We start from the raw sequence: 18,639 nt of genomic DNA on the forward strand, positions 1-18,639 counted from the left end.
TCCCCTCTTCCCTTTTATGATCTACGTAAAAAGACTTTTGCAAAGTAGTTTCCTAAATTTTGAGCTATTTGTACGAGAATAATAAGTAAAACAACCGTTACAAACATAACTGACGTATCAAAACGTTGATAACCATATGTCATTGCTAAGTCACCAAGACCGCCACCACCGACAAGCCCAGCAACTGCAGAAAATTCAATTAAACCAACTGTCATAAACGTAACACCCAAGATTAATGGCGCTAACGCTTCTGGCACAAGAATTTCAAAAACAATTCTAATTGGTGAAGCTCCCATTGCTTGCGCTGCTTCAATTACCCCTTTCGGAACAGAAACCAGATTTGTTTCAACCATTCTAGCAATACCAATTGATGCAACTAACGTCATTGGGAAGATTGCTGCTGCCGTTCCAATCGTCGTTCCGATAACACTTCTTGTTAGTGGGCTTAAAGCTACTAAAAAGATAATGAATGGAACCGGACGAATTGTATTAATTATGATATTAAGAATAGAAAAGACCCATTTATTTTCTAAAAAGTTTCCTTTTCTCGTCACATACAATAGTAAACCTAGAGGTATACCAAGAATTGTAGCGAATATAAGGGTTACAATTACCATTAAGAGGGTATCCCCCGTCGCATCTAATATGCGAGGCCAAAATATACTCCAATCAACTCGCATGAGCTTCTACCTCCTTCAGCTGCACTTGCAATCTTAGATGTTGTAATGCTTTTTGAATCTCTCTTTGTTCACCTTGTAGTTCTACTAGAAGATTTCCAAATAGAACATTTTGGAGTTCAATAATATTTCCGTAAAGAACATTTACATCAACGTTATAATTTTTCGCAATATATGATAGTACAGGCTGTCCTGTCTCCTCACCAGTAAACGTTAAGCGGTAAATCTGACCTCCGTTTTGAATTTTCGCTAGCACACTTTCTGGTAAGTGATCATTAATGACAGAGCGTACAAAATTTTGAGTTGTTTTCGTTTTTGGCTGTGTAAAAACGTCAAATAGTTTTCCTTCTTCAATAACTTTTCCCTTCTCCATAACAGCTACACGATGACAAATTTCCTTCACAACGTGCATTTCATGTGTAATAAGTAGAATCGTTAAATTGTACTCTCTATTTACTTTCTTTAATAAGTTCAGAATTTCTGTCGTTGTTTCTGGATCTAAAGCTGATGTTGCCTCATCACATATGAGAATATCCGGCGATGTCGCCAGTGCTCTTGCAATCCCAACGCGTTGCTTTTGTCCACCTGATAACTGTTCTGGATAATAGTTCGCTTTATCTTCTAGGCCAACAAATTTTAGTAATTCATTCACTCTTTCTTTTATTTCATCCTTTGGCAATTTCGCTAACTTTAATGGATACGCAATATTTCCAAATACAGTTCTTGAATTAAATAAATTAAAGCTTTGAAAAATCATTCCAATTCTTTTTCTTAGCTTTCTTAATTCTTTTGTTGTTAATGATGTAATATCTTTATCATCTATTGAAATCGTTCCCGCAGTTGGTCTTTCTAACATATTTACTAGACGTAATAATGTACTCTTTCCAGCACCACTAAATCCGATAATGCCAAAAATTTCTCCCTTTTCAACTGATAGCGTTACATCCTCAACCGCATGAACAGATTGCCCACCTGATTCATATACTTTACTCACATTGTTAAAAGATATCATTTTCTTCCCTCCTATATGCTGTAAAAACTTGAAGTAGAGCTTTCGAGGTAAAATAAAAAGTGCTCTCCTTCTTATCAGTAATAAAAGATAAGAAGGAGAGCACTTTTATATGTACTCATTCACATCTTCTCATCTTCCAAGCCTTTATAGGCTTGCTGGAGTTAGCACGGTATTAAAAAACCCGTTGCTGAGGTATCGTAGGGCCAGTCCCTCCACCTCTCTGGATAAGAGTGTATCGATTTAATTGTCGTTTAATTAAGTCTTATTATAGAACTCAGAATAATGAGAGTCAATACAATTTTTAGAAAAAACATTAATTATTTCTCTATTTAAATTTTTAAATAAGAAGTAACAATACAATAGTGATTTTTAAAGTTATGTAAAATCCTTCTCACTCATACTTTTAAAAAGGAGAATCTTCTCTACTCATTGAATAACATTATTTGAATATGAAATTGGAGGAAGATGAATATATGAAAACAGCCCTTTTGCTCGTCGATATTCAAAATGACTATTTTCCAAATGGAAAGATGGAATTACGTAACCCAGTAGAAGCAAGTGAATATGCTAATCAGCTACTGCAACATTTTAGAATAAGAAACGAACCTATTTTTCATATCCAGCATGTAGCTATAAAAGATAACGCTACTTTTTTCCTACCCAATACAGAAGGTGTCCATATTCACGAAAATGTCCGCCCACTTAGAGAGGAAACCGTTATCCTTAAACATTATCCAAATAGCTTCCGCGAAACTGATCTTCTAGAACAATTACAACGTTCAGGAATTGAGCACGTCGTAATATGCGGGATGATGACCCATATGTGTATTGATGCTACGGTAAGGGCTGCTTTTGATTTTGGCCTTCACTGTACCCTAATACACGATGCTTGTGCTACAAAAGATCTTTCATTTAAGAATGCTACTATCCCAGCTGTTTATATTCATAATACAATTTTGGCGAGTTTAAATGGAGCATACGCAAATGTAATGAGTACAGCAGAGTTTTTGGCGACGTAAAAAAAACACCCCTTTCAGTGAGCAAAACCGAAAGGAGTGTTCTCTTGTCTAACCATAGATTTTCTTTCAAATTGTATTATACAGGAAATTCTCAAAATGAATACTAAAAAATATGACTAATAAGTCAATTTTTCTCGCTGTTTTGTTTCTATTTGCATGTTTATCCCACTATTAATAGGGTTTAACTAATTCAAAAGAGGAAATAGTAATATTTGGTAATCTTTTCTTAATTGAAATTAACTAGCTTCTATTATAGAGAGTTTCTCAAAAAGAAAAGATCTTCACAGTCTGTGAAGATCTTTTCTACTATTTCTTATAAAGTTTCAGAAGTAGTTTTTGCTTGCATGTGAAGTGCTAAGTAATCAGGGCCACCAGCTTTAGAGTCTGTACCAGACATGTTAAAGCCACCGAATGGTTGGTAACCTACGATTGCACCAGTACATCCACGGTTGAAGTATAAGTTACCAACGTGGAAGTCTTCACGTGCTTTTTCAATATGGTCACGGTTGTTAGTAACAACTGCTCCTGTTAAACCGTATTCTGTATTGTTTGCAATTGCAAGTGCATGATCAAAGTCTTTTGCTTTACAGAATGCTACTACTGGTCCGAAGATTTCTTCTTTCATTAAGCGAGCATCTTCTGCAACGTCAGCAACGATTGTTGGTTGGATGAACCAGCCTTTAGAATCGTCTCCTTCGCCACCTGATACGATTTTACCTTCTTCTTTACCAATTGCAACATAGCTCATTACTTTATCGAATGCAGCTTGGTCATTAACAGGTCCCATGTTGATATCTTTTGCCTCTGGGTTACCTACTGTTAATTCTTTTGTTAATTCAACAGCACGATTTAATACGTGATCGTATACATCTTCGTGGATTACTGCACGAGAACATGCAGAACATTTTTGTCCTGAGAATCCGAATGCTGATGCAACGATAGATTTAGCTGCTAATTCAAGATCTGCTTCTTTATCAACAACGATTGTATCTTTACCGCCCATTTCAGCGATAACACGTTTTAACCAAATTTGGCCTGGGTTTACTTTCGCTGCACGCTCATAAATACGGATACCTACATCACGAGATCCAGTGAAGCTAACGAAACGTGTACGAGGGTGATCTACTAAGTAGTCACCAACTTCAGAACCATTACCTGGAACGAAGTTTACTACGCCAGCTGGTAAACCAGCTTCTTCTAATACTTCCATAAATTTCGCTGCTACTACAGGCGTTGTACTAGCTGGTTTTAGTAATACTGTGTTACCAGAAACTAAAGCAGCTGTTGTCATACCTGCCATAATTGCGAATGGGAAGTTCCAAGGAGAAATGATAACACCTACTCCTAATGGAATGTAAGAGAAACGATTATATTCAATTGGACGGCTTTCTACTGGAATACCGTCTTTTAATTTTAACATTTGACGAGCATAATATTCCATAAAGTCGATTGCTTCTGCTGTATCAGCATCTGCTTCATTCCATGGTTTACCTGCTTCTTTTACAAGAATAGCAGAGAACTCATGTTTTCTACGACGAACGATTGCTGCAGCACGGAATAAAATGTCTGCACGCATTTCTGGTTTTGACTTTCTCCAAGTTTGGAATGTTGCATCCGCTACTTGCATTGCTTTTTCAGCTAATTCACGGCTTGCTTTTGAAACGCGACCAACAAGTTCCTCTTTATTTGCAGGGTTTACAGAAACAATTTTGTCTTCTGTAGTGATTTTTTCTCCCCCGATAATTAATGGATAGTCTTGTCCAAGATAAGATTCTACTTTCTTTAAACCCTCTTCAAACGCTAATTTGTTAGCCTCTACTGAAAAATCTGTAAATGGCTCATGTTTGTATGCTACTACCATTTTTTTAGCCTCCCCTTAGAAAAACGTTTACATTTTACAACATTATTCTACACGATAATTTAGATTTATTCAAATATTCCTAGACTTATATTTTAAAAATTAATAAATTTTTAAAATATAATAAAAAAAGAGATTCATACATACGTATGAATCTACAAAATATGAGTATATTCCAAAACATTTTTCCCTATTAATAAAATAGTAACTAATAAAAATAAAGTCCTTACATATCCAACACCTTTTTGAACCGCAAACTTCGATCCAAAATAAGCACCTAAAATCATTGATAACCCCATAATAATACCGTATTCAAAATGAATCACATCTAAAAATAAAAAAGTAATTAAAGATACGATATTACTAACGAAATTCAAAAGTTTTCCAGATGCTGCCGCTTGAATAAAATCCAAACCAATTAATAAAAATGCAAAAATTAAAAAGGATCCTGTCCCCGGTCCAAAAAATCCATCATAAAACCCGATCATTAAAATAACAAAGAAAAACATTAATGTTTTTCCTTTTGTCATCTTTTTATAGGTAGATGCACTTCCCCAATCTTTTTTCGCAATAATATAAATGGCAATAAAAACCAACATCACAAGTACTAGTGGACGCAAAATATCAGGCGGAATAAACTTTACTACTAAAGCACCTGCAACTGCTCCAACAATAGTTAATGGGATTAACTTTCCTACAATTCGAAAATCAACCTTACCTGATCGAATAAAATAAATTGTACTCGTAAGCGTCCCCATCGTTGCAGCTAATTTATTTGTTGCGATTGCCGAAGCTGGTGATAACCCAACAAACATAAGTGCAGGAAGCGAAATTAACCCTCCTCCTCCAACAACCGAATCAATAAAAGCAGCTAAAAACCCGAATGCAATTAATAAAATAATGACTTGAAAGCTTAGTTCTTCCATGATCTTACCCCTTACCCCTTTATTTGTAACATTTAAAATTATAACAAAATTCCTCAAGAAAAAAAGCTGTTCCTTTATAGAAACAGCTTTCATCTTTAATCTAAAATTTTCACAAGTGGTTCATCTTGCTTCGCTTCACGTATAATAATTGCTTCTGGACGTTCCACTGATTTAATTGTCACTTGTACTCTCATATAATTTGGGAAGTATTCCATAACAAGTCCCGCTACATATTGTGTAAAGCCAATCACTTCAGCTTCCCCATTGAATTGGACAGGAATATCGAGCTTCATTTCTTTTAATTCATCGTCTCTATACATTCCAGTACCGATAACAGCTGTATAATCGCCTTGGAAATACTCACTTAATTTCGCTTTAAAATTTGACACCCTTGCAAGATCTTCACGTTTATTATCTGATTTTGCTTGTTCAGACGGGAACAGATAGTATTTCTCATTAATCGGCTTCCAATCCTCAACCGTTTCACTACCTTTTTCTACCTTAGCATAAGAAACAAAATTCCCTGGCACAAGTGAAGACTTGGGACCTTGACGATAAATTGCAAATGTAACCGGAACATCTTTTATTCCAGGCTTTTTTTGCTGCATGACTTTCAAGATTTCTTGTGCCATTTTTTTCCCTTCAGCTAACATCTTTTCTTGCTCGATTTTAGCCTCACGCGGATAACCATGCTCTTCCTCGTAATAATGAACCGAATTCATCGCTAATCCAACTACAACACCATCAGGCTCAGTACTTTTATTACCATTTTGTAAGTAATAGTCATGTTCTAAAATATTTGAGATATACATTGGATTTTTTGTATTTTTTGCTTCTAATAATTCTGATCCTTCACCTAAGGTCGGATTTAACCCTATATTTGGAAATTTAACTGCATCTTTTTTCAACTTATCCTCTAGCTCTTTTTGTTCAGCATCTGTACGCTTTCTTTTCACAAGCATTTGAATCGTTTGTGTGTCTAAAACGTCTCCACCTTTAAAGAAATAATCTTTCGTGCTAAATGATTCTTTCGCAATGCGCATTAGTCCCGTTTCAAATTCATCTATATCTAGACGATTGTTCAAACTTTGTCCAACTAAACCACGTGCATGACCTGGATCAAATGGAAATGTTGTCTTATAATATTCATCCGAAATGGAATATTTTGAGATAACAGCTTGCTCTTTCGCTTTCCCTGATTTCTCAACTGTTTTTTCATCTTTGTTAGAACCCATGCTACACCCACTTACAAGTAGGCTAAGACTTAATACCGCTAACGCTATTTTTTTCATCGTAAGTTTGCACCTCTTACTTATTCAGCTCTTGTAAGAACCTCTCTTCATTCCAAACTTCAACATTGTGCTTCTCTGCTTGTGCTAATTTCGAACCAGCAGCTTCACCAGCAACAAGTAAATCCGTACTTTTACTAACACTTCCTGTTACTTTTCCACCTAATGCCTCAATTTTCTTCTTCGCTTCACTGCGGCCCATAACTTCTAACTTCCCTGTTAAGACGACAGTTTTTCCTGCGAAGTACGATTCAACATTTTGTAAATCAGTAATTTTTATACCTTTGTATGCCATGTTCACGCCATACTCTTTAAATTGTTGTAATAGCTCTAATACGTCTTCATTATCGAAATACGTTACAACGGATTGAGCCATTTTTTCACCAATCTCATTAATTGTTTTTAGTTCTTCTTCCGTCGCTTTCACAAGCTCATCCATCGTTTCGAAATGCTCAGCAAATGTACGTGCCGCTTTCGCACCGACATGACGAATACCCAGACCGAATAATAATCGCTCTAATGAGTTTTCCTTAGAATTCTCAATTGCTTGGACTAAATTTGTTGCCGATTTTTCACCGAATCGTTCTAGCTGTAATAATTGCTCTTTCGTCAATGAATATAAATCAGCAAACGTACGAATATAATCCGCATCAAAGAGTTGTGTAATTACACGTTCTCCAAGTCCGTCAATATTCATTGCATTTCTTGAAACGAAATGAATTAATCCTTCACGAATTTGAGCTGGACAAGCCGGATTTATACATCGAAGTGCTACTTCTTCTTCTAAACGAACAAGTTCACTCTCACACGCTGGACAATGCGTTGGCATATGATATTCTTCTTCCTCACCAGTACGCTTATCAAAAATAACGTTCACAACTTCAGGAATGATATCTCCAGCTTTTTTCACAACAACGTAGTCACCGATTCGAATATCTTTTTCACGAATCAAATCTTCGTTATGTAAAGAAGCACGACGAACAATAGTTCCAGCTACTCGCACTGGCTCTAGCTCTGCAGTTGGTGTTACAACCCCTGTGCGGCCGACACTTAATTCAATCCCTGTTAATCTCGTAACAACTTCTTCAGCCGGGAATTTATAAGCAATCGCCCATCTTGGACTCTTTGCTGTAGTTCCTAAGCTTTCTTGAAGAGCAACATCGTCTACTTTTATAACGATTCCATCAATCTCATAATCAAGATGCGGGCGTTTTTCTTGCCATTCTTCTACATAGGCTATTATATCTTCGATTGTTTCACATGTACGACGATTTGGATTCGTCTTAAATCCAAGCTCACCTAAAAAATCCAGTGATTCACTATGAGATGGAATTGTTTTTTCTTCTACATTAGAAAGACCATACACAAACATAGATAAATTACGCTTCGCTGCAATTTTCGGATCAAGTTGACGTATCGAGCCTGCTGCCGCATTACGTGGATTTGCAAATACATCTTCACCATTTTGTTCTTTCTCTTCATTCAACTTAACGAATGAACGCTTCGGCATATAAGCCTCGCCTCGTGCTTCTAACGTTACTTCTTCATTTAAACGCAGCGGGATAGCTTTAATCGTTTTTAAGTTTTGGGTAATATCTTCACCCGTTATACCATCACCACGTGTTGCTCCTTGAATGAAGCGTCCTTTTTCATAATGAAGTGAAACAGCAAGTCCGTCAATTTTTAATTCGCATATATATCTTACATTCGCATCATCAATTCCTTGGCGTACTCGTCGGTCGAAATCACGTAAATCTCCTTCGTTAAATGCATTTCCTAAACTTAACATCGGTGACTTATGTGTTACTTTTTCAAATATATCAAGAACAGTCCCCCCAACGCGAATGGAGGGAGAGTCTTCACTCATAAACTCTGGGTTCTCTGCTTCTAATTTTATAAGCTCCTGCATATTACGGTCATACTCCGCATCAGAAACAGAAGGATTGTCTAATACGTGATATTGATAGTTAAATGTATTTAACAAATCACGTAGTTCTTCTATACGTTTTTTTGCTATCTCTTTTGACATATCCTCATTCCTTTCCTATTGTTTCGTCACAGGTGCAAATTTTGCTAATAAACGTTTAACACCAATTGGGCTTGGGAACGCAATATCTAATTCTTTTGCATCACCTTCACCTTTTACACTTACAACTGTACCGACTCCCCATTTTTGGTGGGAAGCTTTATCACCTACTGCCCAGCCAATTTGTTCGCCGCCCGTTGTCTTAGCTGCAGGACGTACGAAAGCTGAACGAGAACGTGTTGTAGTTGTACTTGTTGTTGTACTTTTCGTTCTTCCTTTTGCCCCAAACGAAGTTTCACGCTTCGGCGCTGTTTCATTTAATGATTCCACTAGTTCTGCCGGGATTTCTGTAATAAATCGAGATGATGCGTTCATACTTGTTCTACCAAATAAAGTACGCATTTGTGCATTGGATAAATATAATTCTTCTTCTGCACGAGTAATACCTACATAAGCAAGACGACGTTCTTCTTGCATTTCATCCTCTTCCATAAGAGAACGAGTATGCGGGAATATCCCTTCCTCTAAACCAACAATAAAGACAACCGGGAACTCTAATCCTTTTGCTGAGTGCATCGTCATTAAAATAACTTCTTCACCAGCAGTTGGATCTTCATCTACACGATCAATATCCGCAACAAGAGCTAAGTCTGTTAAGAATGCAACAAGGCTCTTATCTTCACTTTGAGATTCGAATGTTTGTGTAACAGATAGAAACTCGTCTAAGTTCTCTAGACGACCTTCTGCTTCTAAAGTACGCTCATTTTTCAGCATGTCGCGATAGCCTGTCTTTTCAATAACTTCTTCAACCAATTCTGTAACAGATAAATACTCTTGCATATTTACCCAGTTGTGTAATAAACCTGCGAATTCTTTTACTGCCTTTGTAATTTTCGCACTTACTCCAACATGTTCAATCTCATCGAATACAGCAGTTAATGAAATTCCATTTTGTACACCGTAATTAATAATTTTATCGATAGAAGTCGCACCAATTCCGCGCTTCGGCATGTTAATAATACGCGCGAAACTAATTTCATCATCTGGATTCCCAATTAATCGTAAGTACGCCAAAATATCTTTAATCTCTTTACGGTCGTAGAACTTCGTACCGCCGACAATTTTGTAAGGAATATTAGATTTCAGGAAAATCTCCTCGACCATACGAGACTGAGCATTTGTACGATATAACACTGCAAAATCAGTATATTTTCGTTTTCCCATTTGAATATCGTCACGAATTTTTTTCGCAACAAAATATGCTTCGTCTTTTTCCGTTGCTGCACGGTAATACGAGATTTTGCTTCCAACTTGATTGTCTGTCCATAATTTTTTCGGTTTACGGTTTGAATTTTTTTCAATAACAGCATTCGCTGCATTTAAAATATTTTGTGACGAGCGATAATTTTGTTCTAACAGAATAACTTGCGCATTCTCATAGTCTTTTTCGAATGACAAAATGTTAGAAATGTCAGCCCCGCGCCAGCGGTAAATAGACTGATCAGAATCACCTACAACGCATAAATTTTTAAAACGTGCTGCTAAATGTTTAACAAGAAGGTACTGCGCTTTGTTCGTATCTTGATACTCATCCACGTGAATATATTGGAACTTACGCTGATAAAACTCTAGTACTTCTGGAACACGTTCAAATAACTGAATCGTTGTCATAATTAAATCATCAAAGTCTAATGAATTATTTTTCAAAAGACGTTTTTGATATTCTGTATATACATCGCTCGTTAATTTTTCATATGGGTCAGCGATTGTAATTTTTTTCGCATATTTATCTGCAGATAACAATTCATTTTTCGCATTACTAATACCAGCTAAAATAGAGCGCGGCTCAAATTTCTTCGGATCAATATTGCGCTCTTTCATAATTTTTTTGACTACAGTTAACTGATCGCCTGAATCTAAGATTGTAAAGTTACGATTAATACCAATACGATCGATATCACGTCGTAAAATACGTACACACATAGAGTGGAACGTAGAAATCCAAATATCTTCTGCTTCTGGTCCGACAAGTGTATCAATACGCTCGCGCATTTCACGTGCTGCTTTATTTGTAAAGGTAATAGCTAGTACATTCCATGGCGCTACACCTTTTTCACCAAGTAAATACGCAATACGATGTGTTAACACACGTGTTTTACCACTACCTGCACCTGCCATTAATAGAAGTGGTCCATTCGTTGTTTGTACTGCTTTTTGTTGTTGCGGATTTAAACCATTTAATAACCTATCTGTCGTACTCATATACGCCTGCACCTACTCTCCTTTTACTGCTTTAACTGTTTTTAACGCGGATTTTATATCATCATAAATAATATTTCCAACAACTATTGTATCAGCATACTGCGCCATTTCTTTCGCTTGTTCTGCATTAGAAATACCGCCGCCATAATATAGCTTAGCTTGTTTCAATTCTGCTTTTACATTTTTAACAAGTCCAATGTCTCCATACGTACCGCTATATTCTAAATAAAATATCGGTAAACGTAATAACTTGTCTGCTAAACGCGCGTATGCAATCACATCATCTTCTGTTAAATCACATTTCGCATCTGTAAGCTGGGCTACTTTCGCTTCAGGGTTTAAAACACAATACCCTTCCATGAAAATTTCGTCCCAGTCCATAATATCCCCAAATTCTTTCAATGCCTCATGATGAACACCTGTTACCCATTCTACTTTTCGGCTATTTAAAACGCTTGGGATATAATAAAAATCAAATCCTGGTGTAATTGCTTCCACATCAGAAACCTCTAACACACAAGGAACTGCATACCTGCGAATGCTAACTAGCATGTGTAATACATTATCAATTGTTATACCATCACTTCCGCCTACAATAACAGCATCCGTTCCAGACTCACAAATCATTTCTAAATGTTCATCGCTTAGCTCCTTATTTGGATCTAGCTTAAATACATGTTTCCATTTGGAAATATCGTACATGAAAACACCCTTTCTTTTTTTCTAATCATATCTATATCTCTGCTCAAAAAAGCAGTTAGTTTTTATTAGGATTTTTGAAGTTTTTCTACTACATCTGTTCACAAAGGCGAGTCAAGTTTCGCGCTCCCTTTTATGCATTCTTTCATTATAACAAAAAAAGCTACTTACACACACGCCCATTCCAACATCTTTTTCAACGTTAAATGTTGGATTACATATCAAAAAACTTATACGGAATACTAACAAATGAAATAGTATTTCTATTTCGAAGTTCATCAAAAAGGAGTGTTTTTCTAATGAAGCAAAACATCGGTACAATTAGTGCACTAATTCGAATCACACTCGGACTTATCCTCTTCGGTTGTAGTACAGCTAAACTCGTACGTAAACCTTGGTGCACTTGGTCTAAAGTTTTACTATGGATTGGTGCCATGAAAATTGCAGAGGGCATCGTTCGTTTCTGCCCTATCGTTGAAGCATGTAAGTTTGGAAAATATATGAGTATGGGCGCATTTAAAATGCCTAGCATGAATTTTACTGAAAAAGGACATACTAAAGAAGAAGTGAATCAAACTTCCAGTCATGACAAACCAAAGTCAAATGGAAGTTATGATACTTCTGACAAAGAGATTGAGTCAGCGATTGAAGAATTAATCCTGGCAAAACCGCTTTGAATCATTTGTCACGATGCAAGATGCTCTCAAAGAGACTTAGCTGCTGCAGTGGGCGGTTAAGTCTTCTTTATTTTACCACAAAACAGAACGTACATTCTTATATTTTAGAGTTACATCCCTGAAACGTACATAAATCAATCAATAAAATTCAGAAAATTAGGTGTAAACCCCTTGCATAGAATGATATAAAAGTGATATCATTTTCATATCAGGAGGCGATCATATGAAAGAAAAACAAGTATTTTATGTTAATGGATTTCTCGGCGTTATCGGAATTTTAGTTTTAGCCGCTATCGGTGTATTTTGCCTTGTACAAGAAATGTTTGTAATAGCTATTTTAGTTCTCATATTAGCATCTGTTTTAGCTACAGGTATCGGTATCGTGCAACCGAATCAAGCGAAAGTTATTACGTTCTTCGGTAATTATTTAGGAACAATTCGTCAAAACGGTTTATTTTTAACAATTCCGTTTGCATTCCGTCAAACTGTATCTTTACGTGTTGAAAACTTTAATAGTAAGAAATTAAAAGTAAATGATATTGAGGGAAATCCAATTGAAATTGCAGCTGTTATCGTATATAAAGTGGTTGATTCTGCAAAAGCAATGTTTGGTGTTGAACATTACGATCGATTCGTAGAAATTCAAAGCGAAACAGCAATCCGCCACGTTGCAACAAAATATCCTTATGATAATTTCCAAGATGAAACTTGCATCACGTTACGAGGAAACACTGAAGAAATCTCTGAAGAATTAAAGCGTGAGCTAGAAGCACGCCTTGAAATTGCTGGTGTAGAAGTATTAGAAACTCGTTTAACGCATTTAGCTTACGCAACAGAAATTGCCCATGCAATGCTCCAACGTCAACAAGCAAAAGCAGTATTAGCTGCTAGAAAAGAGATTGTTGAAGGTGCTGTGAAGATGGCGAAAGATTCAATCCATATGTTAGATGAAGAAGGCGTACTGGAACTCGATGACGAGCGTAAAGCAAATATGGTGAACAATTTATTAGTTGCCATCGTTTCAGATAAAGGTGCGCAACCAGTTATTAATACAGGAAGCCTATACTAAAAGGTTGTAAATAATTATGGCTAAAAAGAAAAGCTTTCCATTACGTATTGATCCTGAATTACACGCAGTCATCGAAAAATGGGCGAATGATGAGTTTCGTAGCGTCAATGCACACATCGAGTATTTGCTTCGAGAAATGGCAAAGCAAAAAGGAAAATTGAAAAAAGATAAAGATGAATAAAAAATCCCGCTGAGAAATCAGCGGGATTTTTATATTAGCTTCTCGTCATCTCATGCCCAATTGCACGATATCCTATGTCACTTCGATAAAATAGACCATCACTCTCAATTTTACCGATTTCTTTATATACTTTGTCTTTCGCTGCTTGTAAACTATTCGCCTTACAAGCAACAAATAGTACACGACCACCGTTTGTTACAAAGTCACCATGTTTCATCGCTGTACCTGCATGGAACACAATCACATCTTGCAGCGCATCTAGTCCGCTAATAATATCACCTTTTTTATATGCTTCTGGGTATCCTTTAGAAGCCAGTACGATACCGATTACCGCTTCTTCTGACCATTGTAATTTTAATTCATTTTCATCTAATACAGCGTTACATACATCAACTAAATCATTTTCTAAGCGAGGTAATACAACTTCTGTTTCAGGATCACCAAAGCGTGCATTAAATTCAATTACCTTTGGACCATCATTTGTTAAAATAAGACCTGCGTATAAAATACCTGTAAACGAACGGTTTTCTGCAATCATCGCCTTGGCAGTTGGGTGTAATACTGTTTGAATCGCTTCTTGAACTGCTGATTCTGGAATTTGTGGTACTGGAGAATATGCACCCATTCCGCCTGTATTTGGACCTTTATCCCCATCAAAAGCGCGTTTATGATCTTGAGCAATTACCATCGGATGTACGATTGTTCCATTCACGAATGCCATTAATGAAAATTCTTGTCCATCTAGAAACTCTTCAATAACGACCTTCTTGCTTGCCTCACCGAATTTCACATCTTGCAGCATTTCTTTCACAGCTTGTAATGCATCTTCAAGCGTCATCGCTACTGTTACACCTTTACCAGCAGCTAAACCATCTGCCTTAATTACAATCGGTGCACCAACTTTTTGAATGTACTTTACTGCTTCTTCATAGTCTGTAAAAGTATGATATGCCGCAGTTGGAATATCATACTTTTTCATAAGCTCTTTTGTAAAAGCCTTACTACCTTCAATAACAGCAGCTGCTTTATTAGGACCAAATACACGAAGTCCCTCTTCCTTAAAACGATCCACGATTCCGTTCATAAGCGGAATTTCGGGTCCAACGAAAGTTAATTCAACATTCTTCTCTTTTGCAAATAAGACTAATGCATCGAAATCATTCTCATCAATATCAACTGGCGTTGCAACATCTCGCATACCTTCATTACCTGGCGCTACATATACTTTTTCTACCTTTTCAGATTGTGCAAATTTCCAAGCTAAAGCATGCTCACGCCCACCGCGGCCGATTACTAAAACATTCATATTTCATCCCCCAATAATTAAATAAGTACAAACTAGAAGCTATGCTCCTAGTTTGTTTTCATATCAATGTAAGTTTAAAAAGGAGGATCGAGAGAACCGAACAGGTCGAGGCGCATTCGCCAGGAGGACACGGAGTGTAGTTTTCCTACATGAGTACCGCACTGGCAATGCAACGACGACATGCGACAGTTATCTTGACCGGGCTTTTTAAACATCCGTATCAATAGAAGTTTAAAAGGGAGGATCGAGAGAACCGAGCAGGTCGAGGCGCATTCGCCAGGAGGACACGGAGTGTAGTTTTCCTACATGAGTACCCGCACTGGCAATGCAACGACGACATGCGACAGTTATCTTGACCGGACCTTTTAAACATCCTCTATTAGTGTTTGAAATGACGTACGCCAGTGAACACCATCGTAATCCCATACTTATCTGCCACTTTAATAGAATCTTCATCACGGATTGATCCGCCTGGTTGAATGATTGCTGTAATACCAGCTTTTGCTGCTTCTTCTACTGTATCTGGCATTGGGAAGAAAGCATCAGATGCAAGTGCGCTACCTTGTGCTTTTTCGCCAGCTTGTGTAATTGCGATTTTTGCAGAACCTACACGGTTCATCTGTCCCGCACCTACACCAACTGTCATGTTATCATTCGCTAAAACAATTGCATTTGATTTCACATGTTTTACAACTTTCCAAGCTAGTTTTAAATCTTTCCACTCTTGCTCTGATGGTTCACGTTTCGTTGGAATTGAAATCGTACTTTCATCTAATGATAACGTATCTTCCTCTTGAACAAGAAGTCCACCTTGTACAGAAGTTAGCTTTTTACTTGCGCTTGTTGCTTTTTCAATGTTTACAGTTAGTAAACGTAAATTTTTCTTACTTTGCAATACTTCTAAAGCTTCTTGTGAGAAAGAAGGTGCGATAACAATTTCTAAGAAAATTTCGTGTAACTTTTCTGCTGTGGCTTTATCAATTTCACGATTCGCTGCAATAATGCCTCCGAAGATTGATACTGGATCTGCTTCATAAGCGCGTGTGTATGCTTCATGAATATCAGTACCCACTCCAACGCCACATGGATTCATATGTTTTACCGCTACTACTGCTGGCTCTGTAAATTCTTTCACGATACTAAGTGCTGCATCTGCATCGTTAATATTGTTATAAGATAATTCTTTACCATGTAACTGTTCTGTGTATGCAACAGAAGAAGTTACAGCAAATGGTGCTTTATAGAAAGTTGCCTTTTGATGTGGGTTCTCACCATAACGTAAGTCTTGCTTTTTCTCAAATGTCACCGTTAATGTTTCTGGACTTTCTTCACCCATTTGTTCTGTTAAGTAGTTAGAAATTAACGCATCATATGCCGCTGTATGACGGAATACTTTCGCTGCTAATTTACGTTTCGTTTCTTCTTTGACTTCGCCGTTCTCTTTCAGTTCTGCTAATACAACATCGTAATCTACTGGATCTACAATTACCGATACAAATTTATGATTTTTCGCAGCAGAGCGAATCATTGTTGGGCCACCGATATCAATATTTTCAATTGCATCAGCAAATGTTACATCAGGCTTAGCGATCGTTTCTTTGAATGGGTATAAGTTAACAACAACAAAGTCAATTGGTTGAATGCCTAATTCATTCATTTGCGCTACATGCGTTTCATTATCACGAACCGCTAATAGACCACCATGAATATTTGGGTGTAATGTTTTTACACGTCCATCCATAATTTCCGGGAAACCAGTTACTTCAGAAATACCGATTACTTGTAAGCCATTTTCTTCTAGTAATTTTTTCGTACCACCTGTTGAAATAACTTCAATCCCTTGTTCTAGTAAACCTTTAACAAATTCTACTACTCCTGTTTTATCTGAAACACTTACTAATGCACGCTTTTTCATTTATCCTTCACCCCTGGTTGTATGTTAGTTAACAGTTGTTTCTTTCGCAGACTGAACAATTTGATTCACTGTATTTACGTATAATTTATGTTCAACTTGTTGAATTTTCTTTTGTAAGCTTTCTCTCGTATCCCCTTCAGAAACAACTACTGCTTCTTGCGCAATAATTGGACCTGTATCCATACCTGCATCTACATAATGAATTGTTACTCCAGTTACTTTCACACCTGCTTCTAACGCTTGACCGACAGCATCTTTACCCGGAAAACTCGGTAATAGTGATGGATGAATATTAATAATCTTCCCACCGTACGCTCCTAGTAAAGTCGGCCCAATTAAACGCATATATCCAGCTAAAATAACATAATCAATTTCATACTCTTCTAGCTTCTTTAATATTTCTTTTTCAAATGCCTCTTTTGACTCATATGCTTTCGCTGAAAAGGCGAAACACGGAATATGATGATAATGTGCCCGTCCAACAGCACGTGCTTCTGGTTTATCACATACTAATAAACTAATTTCTGCATCCAATCTTTTTTCTTCTACCGCATTAACGAGAGATTGAAAGTTAGATCCACTTCCAGAAGCAAAAACTGCTAATCTACTCATAGTGCTGTGCCCCCATTGAAAGTAACGCCAGCACCTTGTACAGTACGTCCAATAATACGCGCTGTTTCTCCTTGCTCTTCAAGAAGACGAACAACATCTTTTGCATCTTCTTCCTTCACCGCTACTACCATACCAATACCCATGTTAAAAATATTGAACATTTCTTTCTCTTCTAGTTTCCCAACTTCTTGAAGTAAACTGAAGATCGGCTGAATTTCCCAAGCTCCTAGCTCAATTTCAGCACCAATTCCTTCTGGCAACATACGTGGAATATTTTCAATGAATCCGCCACCTGTAATATGTGCCATACCGTATACTTCATGTTTCTTCAATAGTTCTAAAATAGGTTTGACATAAATTTTCGTTGGTTTTAATAATTCTTCACCAAGAGGTAGCTCTAAGCGTCCATAAATGCGCTCTAAAGATAGTTCTCCATCTTCTAGTAACACTTTTCGTACTAAAGAGTAACCATTACTATGAATACCGCTAGATGCTAGGCCAATTAATACGTGACCAGCTTCAATTTTTTCACCTGTTACAATTTTCTTTTTATCAACAATTCCAACTGTAAAACCAGCTAAATCGTATTCTTCCGTAGAATACATCCCTGGCATTTCAGCTGTTTCTCCACCAATTAATGCACAACCAGCTTGGCGACAGCCCTCTGATATACCTTTGACGATGTTTTCAATTTTACTAGGTTCAGCTTTACCACAAGCAATATAATCAAGGAAGAAAAGCGGTTCTGCTCCTTGGACCACAATATCATTTACACACATTGCTACTGCATCAATACCAATTGTGTCATGTTTATCTGCCATAAAAGCGAGCATCAATTTCGTTCCCACGCCATCTGTTCCAGATACTAGTACAGGTTCTTCTAATGCAAATTTTGATAGATCAAACATACCTCCAAAACCGCCTAAACCGCCTAGTACTTCTTTTCTCATTGTTGTTTGTACGTGTTTTTTCATGCGAGATACCGCTTCATATCCAGCTTCAATATCTACTCCTGCTTGCTTATATGCATTCGCCATCGTTATTTACACCTCGTCTTTTAATTTCTCCCCATCCAGGGCGGGCCGTTTTAAGAAAGAAGCTAGCTTCTACA

16 protein-coding genes and 1 riboswitch are annotated in these 18,639 nt (G+C 37.0%); of the genes, 4 read left to right on the plus strand and 12 right to left on the minus strand.

The window, feature by feature from the left end; translation table 11 throughout:
- Positions 1–14: 14 nt before the first annotated feature.
- Both SJY24_RS28680 and SJY24_RS28685 read right to left on the minus strand, forming a co-directional pair.
- A complete protein-coding gene (locus tag SJY24_RS28680; RefSeq protein WP_001261864.1) occupies positions 15–680 on the minus strand; it encodes a methionine ABC transporter permease in 666 nt (221 codons plus the stop codon).
- Positions 670–1,689, minus strand: coding sequence for a methionine ABC transporter ATP-binding protein (locus SJY24_RS28685; RefSeq protein ID WP_377867074.1), 1,020 nt, complete (start codon positions 1,687–1,689; stop codon positions 670–672). The genes SJY24_RS28680 and SJY24_RS28685 overlap by 11 nt, the downstream gene beginning before the upstream one ends.
- A gap of 126 nt (positions 1,690–1,815) precedes the next feature.
- Positions 1,816–1,920: riboswitch (SAM riboswitch) on the minus strand.
- A gap of 242 nt (positions 1,921–2,162) precedes the next feature.
- On the opposite strand from SJY24_RS28685, the gene SJY24_RS28690 reads away from it, so the two are divergent.
- Positions 2,163–2,708, plus strand: coding sequence for a cysteine hydrolase family protein (locus SJY24_RS28690; RefSeq protein ID WP_377867076.1), 546 nt, complete (start codon positions 2,163–2,165; stop codon positions 2,706–2,708).
- Between the two features lie 313 nt (positions 2,709–3,021).
- Here the strand turns inward: SJY24_RS28690 and pruA are convergent, their stop codons facing one another.
- The 6 genes from pruA to pcrB form a co-directional block, all read right to left on the minus strand.
- Complete coding sequence (gene pruA, locus SJY24_RS28695) at positions 3,022–4,569, minus strand: L-glutamate gamma-semialdehyde dehydrogenase (RefSeq protein WP_000259543.1); 1,548 nt, start codon at positions 4,567–4,569, stop codon at positions 3,022–3,024.
- Positions 4,570–4,721: 152 nt separating this feature from the next.
- The gene (locus SJY24_RS28700) at positions 4,722–5,492 is read right to left on the minus strand and encodes a TSUP family transporter (protein WP_071747201.1); all 771 of its coding nucleotides are present in this window, start codon (positions 5,490–5,492) and stop codon (positions 4,722–4,724) included.
- Positions 5,493–5,587: 95 nt separating this feature from the next.
- Entirely contained in the window at positions 5,588–6,784 is a 1,197-nt protein-coding gene (locus SJY24_RS28705) for a CamS family sex pheromone protein (RefSeq protein ID WP_377867078.1), read from the minus strand.
- Between the two features lie 16 nt (positions 6,785–6,800).
- Positions 6,801–8,810 (minus strand): NAD-dependent DNA ligase LigA, encoded by a 2,010-nt coding sequence (gene ligA, locus SJY24_RS28710; RefSeq protein ID WP_377867079.1) that lies wholly within the window; start codon positions 8,808–8,810, stop codon positions 6,801–6,803.
- 15 nt (positions 8,811–8,825) lie between these two features.
- Positions 8,826–11,069 carry a DNA helicase PcrA gene (pcrA, locus tag SJY24_RS28715; RefSeq protein ID WP_128856113.1) on the minus strand — a complete coding sequence of 748 codons (2,244 nt, stop codon included), beginning with the start codon at positions 11,067–11,069 and terminating at the stop codon, positions 8,826–8,828.
- Between the two features lie 12 nt (positions 11,070–11,081).
- Positions 11,082–11,771 (minus strand): heptaprenylglyceryl phosphate synthase, encoded by a 690-nt coding sequence (pcrB, locus tag SJY24_RS28720; protein WP_377867080.1) that lies wholly within the window; start codon positions 11,769–11,771, stop codon positions 11,082–11,084.
- 296 nt (positions 11,772–12,067) lie between these two features.
- Here pcrB and SJY24_RS28725 point away from each other — a divergent pair, with 296 nt between their 5' ends.
- The 3 genes from SJY24_RS28725 (at position 12,068) to SJY24_RS28735 (ending at position 13,695) form a co-directional block, all read left to right on the plus strand.
- Positions 12,068–12,445 (plus strand): YgaP family membrane protein, encoded by a 378-nt coding sequence (locus SJY24_RS28725; RefSeq protein ID WP_377867081.1) that lies wholly within the window; start codon positions 12,068–12,070, stop codon positions 12,443–12,445.
- Positions 12,446–12,668: 223 nt separating this feature from the next.
- Positions 12,669–13,514: an SPFH domain-containing protein gene (locus SJY24_RS28730; RefSeq protein WP_000660693.1), complete on the plus strand. Its 846-nt coding sequence runs from the start codon at positions 12,669–12,671 to the stop codon at positions 13,512–13,514.
- 16 nt (positions 13,515–13,530) lie between these two features.
- Positions 13,531–13,695 carry a type II toxin-antitoxin system antitoxin gene (locus SJY24_RS28735; protein ID WP_001085172.1) on the plus strand — a complete coding sequence of 55 codons (165 nt, stop codon included), beginning with the start codon at positions 13,531–13,533 and terminating at the stop codon, positions 13,693–13,695.
- A gap of 34 nt (positions 13,696–13,729) precedes the next feature.
- Here SJY24_RS28735 and purD read toward each other — a convergent pair whose 3' ends face one another.
- The 4 genes from purD to purM form a co-directional block, all read right to left on the minus strand.
- Positions 13,730–15,001: a phosphoribosylamine--glycine ligase gene (gene purD, locus SJY24_RS28740; RefSeq protein WP_377867082.1), complete on the minus strand. Its 1,272-nt coding sequence runs from the start codon at positions 14,999–15,001 to the stop codon at positions 13,730–13,732.
- A 379-nt stretch (positions 15,002–15,380) separates the two neighbouring features.
- A complete protein-coding gene (purH, locus tag SJY24_RS28745) occupies positions 15,381–16,916 on the minus strand; it encodes a bifunctional phosphoribosylaminoimidazolecarboxamide formyltransferase/IMP cyclohydrolase (protein ID WP_377867083.1) in 1,536 nt (511 codons plus the stop codon).
- Positions 16,917–16,940: 24 nt separating this feature from the next.
- Complete coding sequence (gene purN, locus SJY24_RS28750; RefSeq protein ID WP_000088583.1) at positions 16,941–17,528, minus strand: phosphoribosylglycinamide formyltransferase; 588 nt, start codon at positions 17,526–17,528, stop codon at positions 16,941–16,943.
- Complete coding sequence (purM, locus tag SJY24_RS28755) at positions 17,525–18,565, minus strand: phosphoribosylformylglycinamidine cyclo-ligase (protein ID WP_377824953.1); 1,041 nt, start codon at positions 18,563–18,565, stop codon at positions 17,525–17,527. Before purM ends, purN begins: the two co-directional genes overlap by 4 nt.
- Between the last annotated feature and the right edge of the window lie 74 nt (positions 18,566–18,639).

Source organism: Bacillus sp. R86525, assembly GCF_042466195.1.
Lineage (GTDB): Bacteria > Bacillota > Bacilli > Bacillales > Bacillaceae_G > Bacillus_A > Bacillus_A nitratireducens.

What these genes read in the sequence shown, in the direction of transcription:
- SJY24_RS28680 (WP_001261864.1), bottom strand. Translation starts at nt 680, where the DNA reads ATGCGAGTTGATTGGAGTATATTTTGGCCTCGCATATTAGATGCGACG.
- SJY24_RS28685 (WP_377867074.1), bottom strand. Translation starts at nt 1,689, where the DNA reads ATGATATCTTTTAACAATGTGAGTAAAGTATATGAATCAGGTGGGCAA.
- SJY24_RS28690 (WP_377867076.1), top strand. Translation starts at nt 2,163, where the DNA reads ATGAAAACAGCCCTTTTGCTCGTCGATATTCAAAATGACTATTTTCCA.
- pruA (WP_000259543.1), bottom strand. Translation starts at nt 4,569, where the DNA reads ATGGTAGTAGCATACAAACATGAGCCATTTACAGATTTTTCAGTAGAG.
- SJY24_RS28700 (WP_071747201.1), bottom strand. Translation starts at nt 5,492, where the DNA reads ATGGAAGAACTAAGCTTTCAAGTCATTATTTTATTAATTGCATTCGGG.
- SJY24_RS28705 (WP_377867078.1), bottom strand. Translation starts at nt 6,784, where the DNA reads ATGAAAAAAATAGCGTTAGCGGTATTAAGTCTTAGCCTACTTGTAAGT.
- ligA (WP_377867079.1), bottom strand. Translation starts at nt 8,810, where the DNA reads ATGTCAAAAGAGATAGCAAAAAAACGTATAGAAGAACTACGTGATTTG.
- pcrA (WP_128856113.1), bottom strand. Translation starts at nt 11,069, where the DNA reads ATGAGTACGACAGATAGGTTATTAAATGGTTTAAATCCGCAACAACAA.
- pcrB (WP_377867080.1), bottom strand. Translation starts at nt 11,771, where the DNA reads ATGTACGATATTTCCAAATGGAAACATGTATTTAAGCTAGATCCAAAT.
- SJY24_RS28725 (WP_377867081.1), top strand. Translation starts at nt 12,068, where the DNA reads ATGAAGCAAAACATCGGTACAATTAGTGCACTAATTCGAATCACACTC.
- SJY24_RS28730 (WP_000660693.1), top strand. Translation starts at nt 12,669, where the DNA reads ATGAAAGAAAAACAAGTATTTTATGTTAATGGATTTCTCGGCGTTATC.
- SJY24_RS28735 (WP_001085172.1), top strand. Translation starts at nt 13,531, where the DNA reads ATGGCTAAAAAGAAAAGCTTTCCATTACGTATTGATCCTGAATTACAC.
- purD (WP_377867082.1), bottom strand. Translation starts at nt 15,001, where the DNA reads ATGAATGTTTTAGTAATCGGCCGCGGTGGGCGTGAGCATGCTTTAGCT.
- purH (WP_377867083.1), bottom strand. Translation starts at nt 16,916, where the DNA reads ATGAAAAAGCGTGCATTAGTAAGTGTTTCAGATAAAACAGGAGTAGTA.
- purN (WP_000088583.1), bottom strand. Translation starts at nt 17,528, where the DNA reads ATGAGTAGATTAGCAGTTTTTGCTTCTGGAAGTGGATCTAACTTTCAA.
- purM (WP_377824953.1), bottom strand. Translation starts at nt 18,565, where the DNA reads ATGGCGAATGCATATAAGCAAGCAGGAGTAGATATTGAAGCTGGATAT.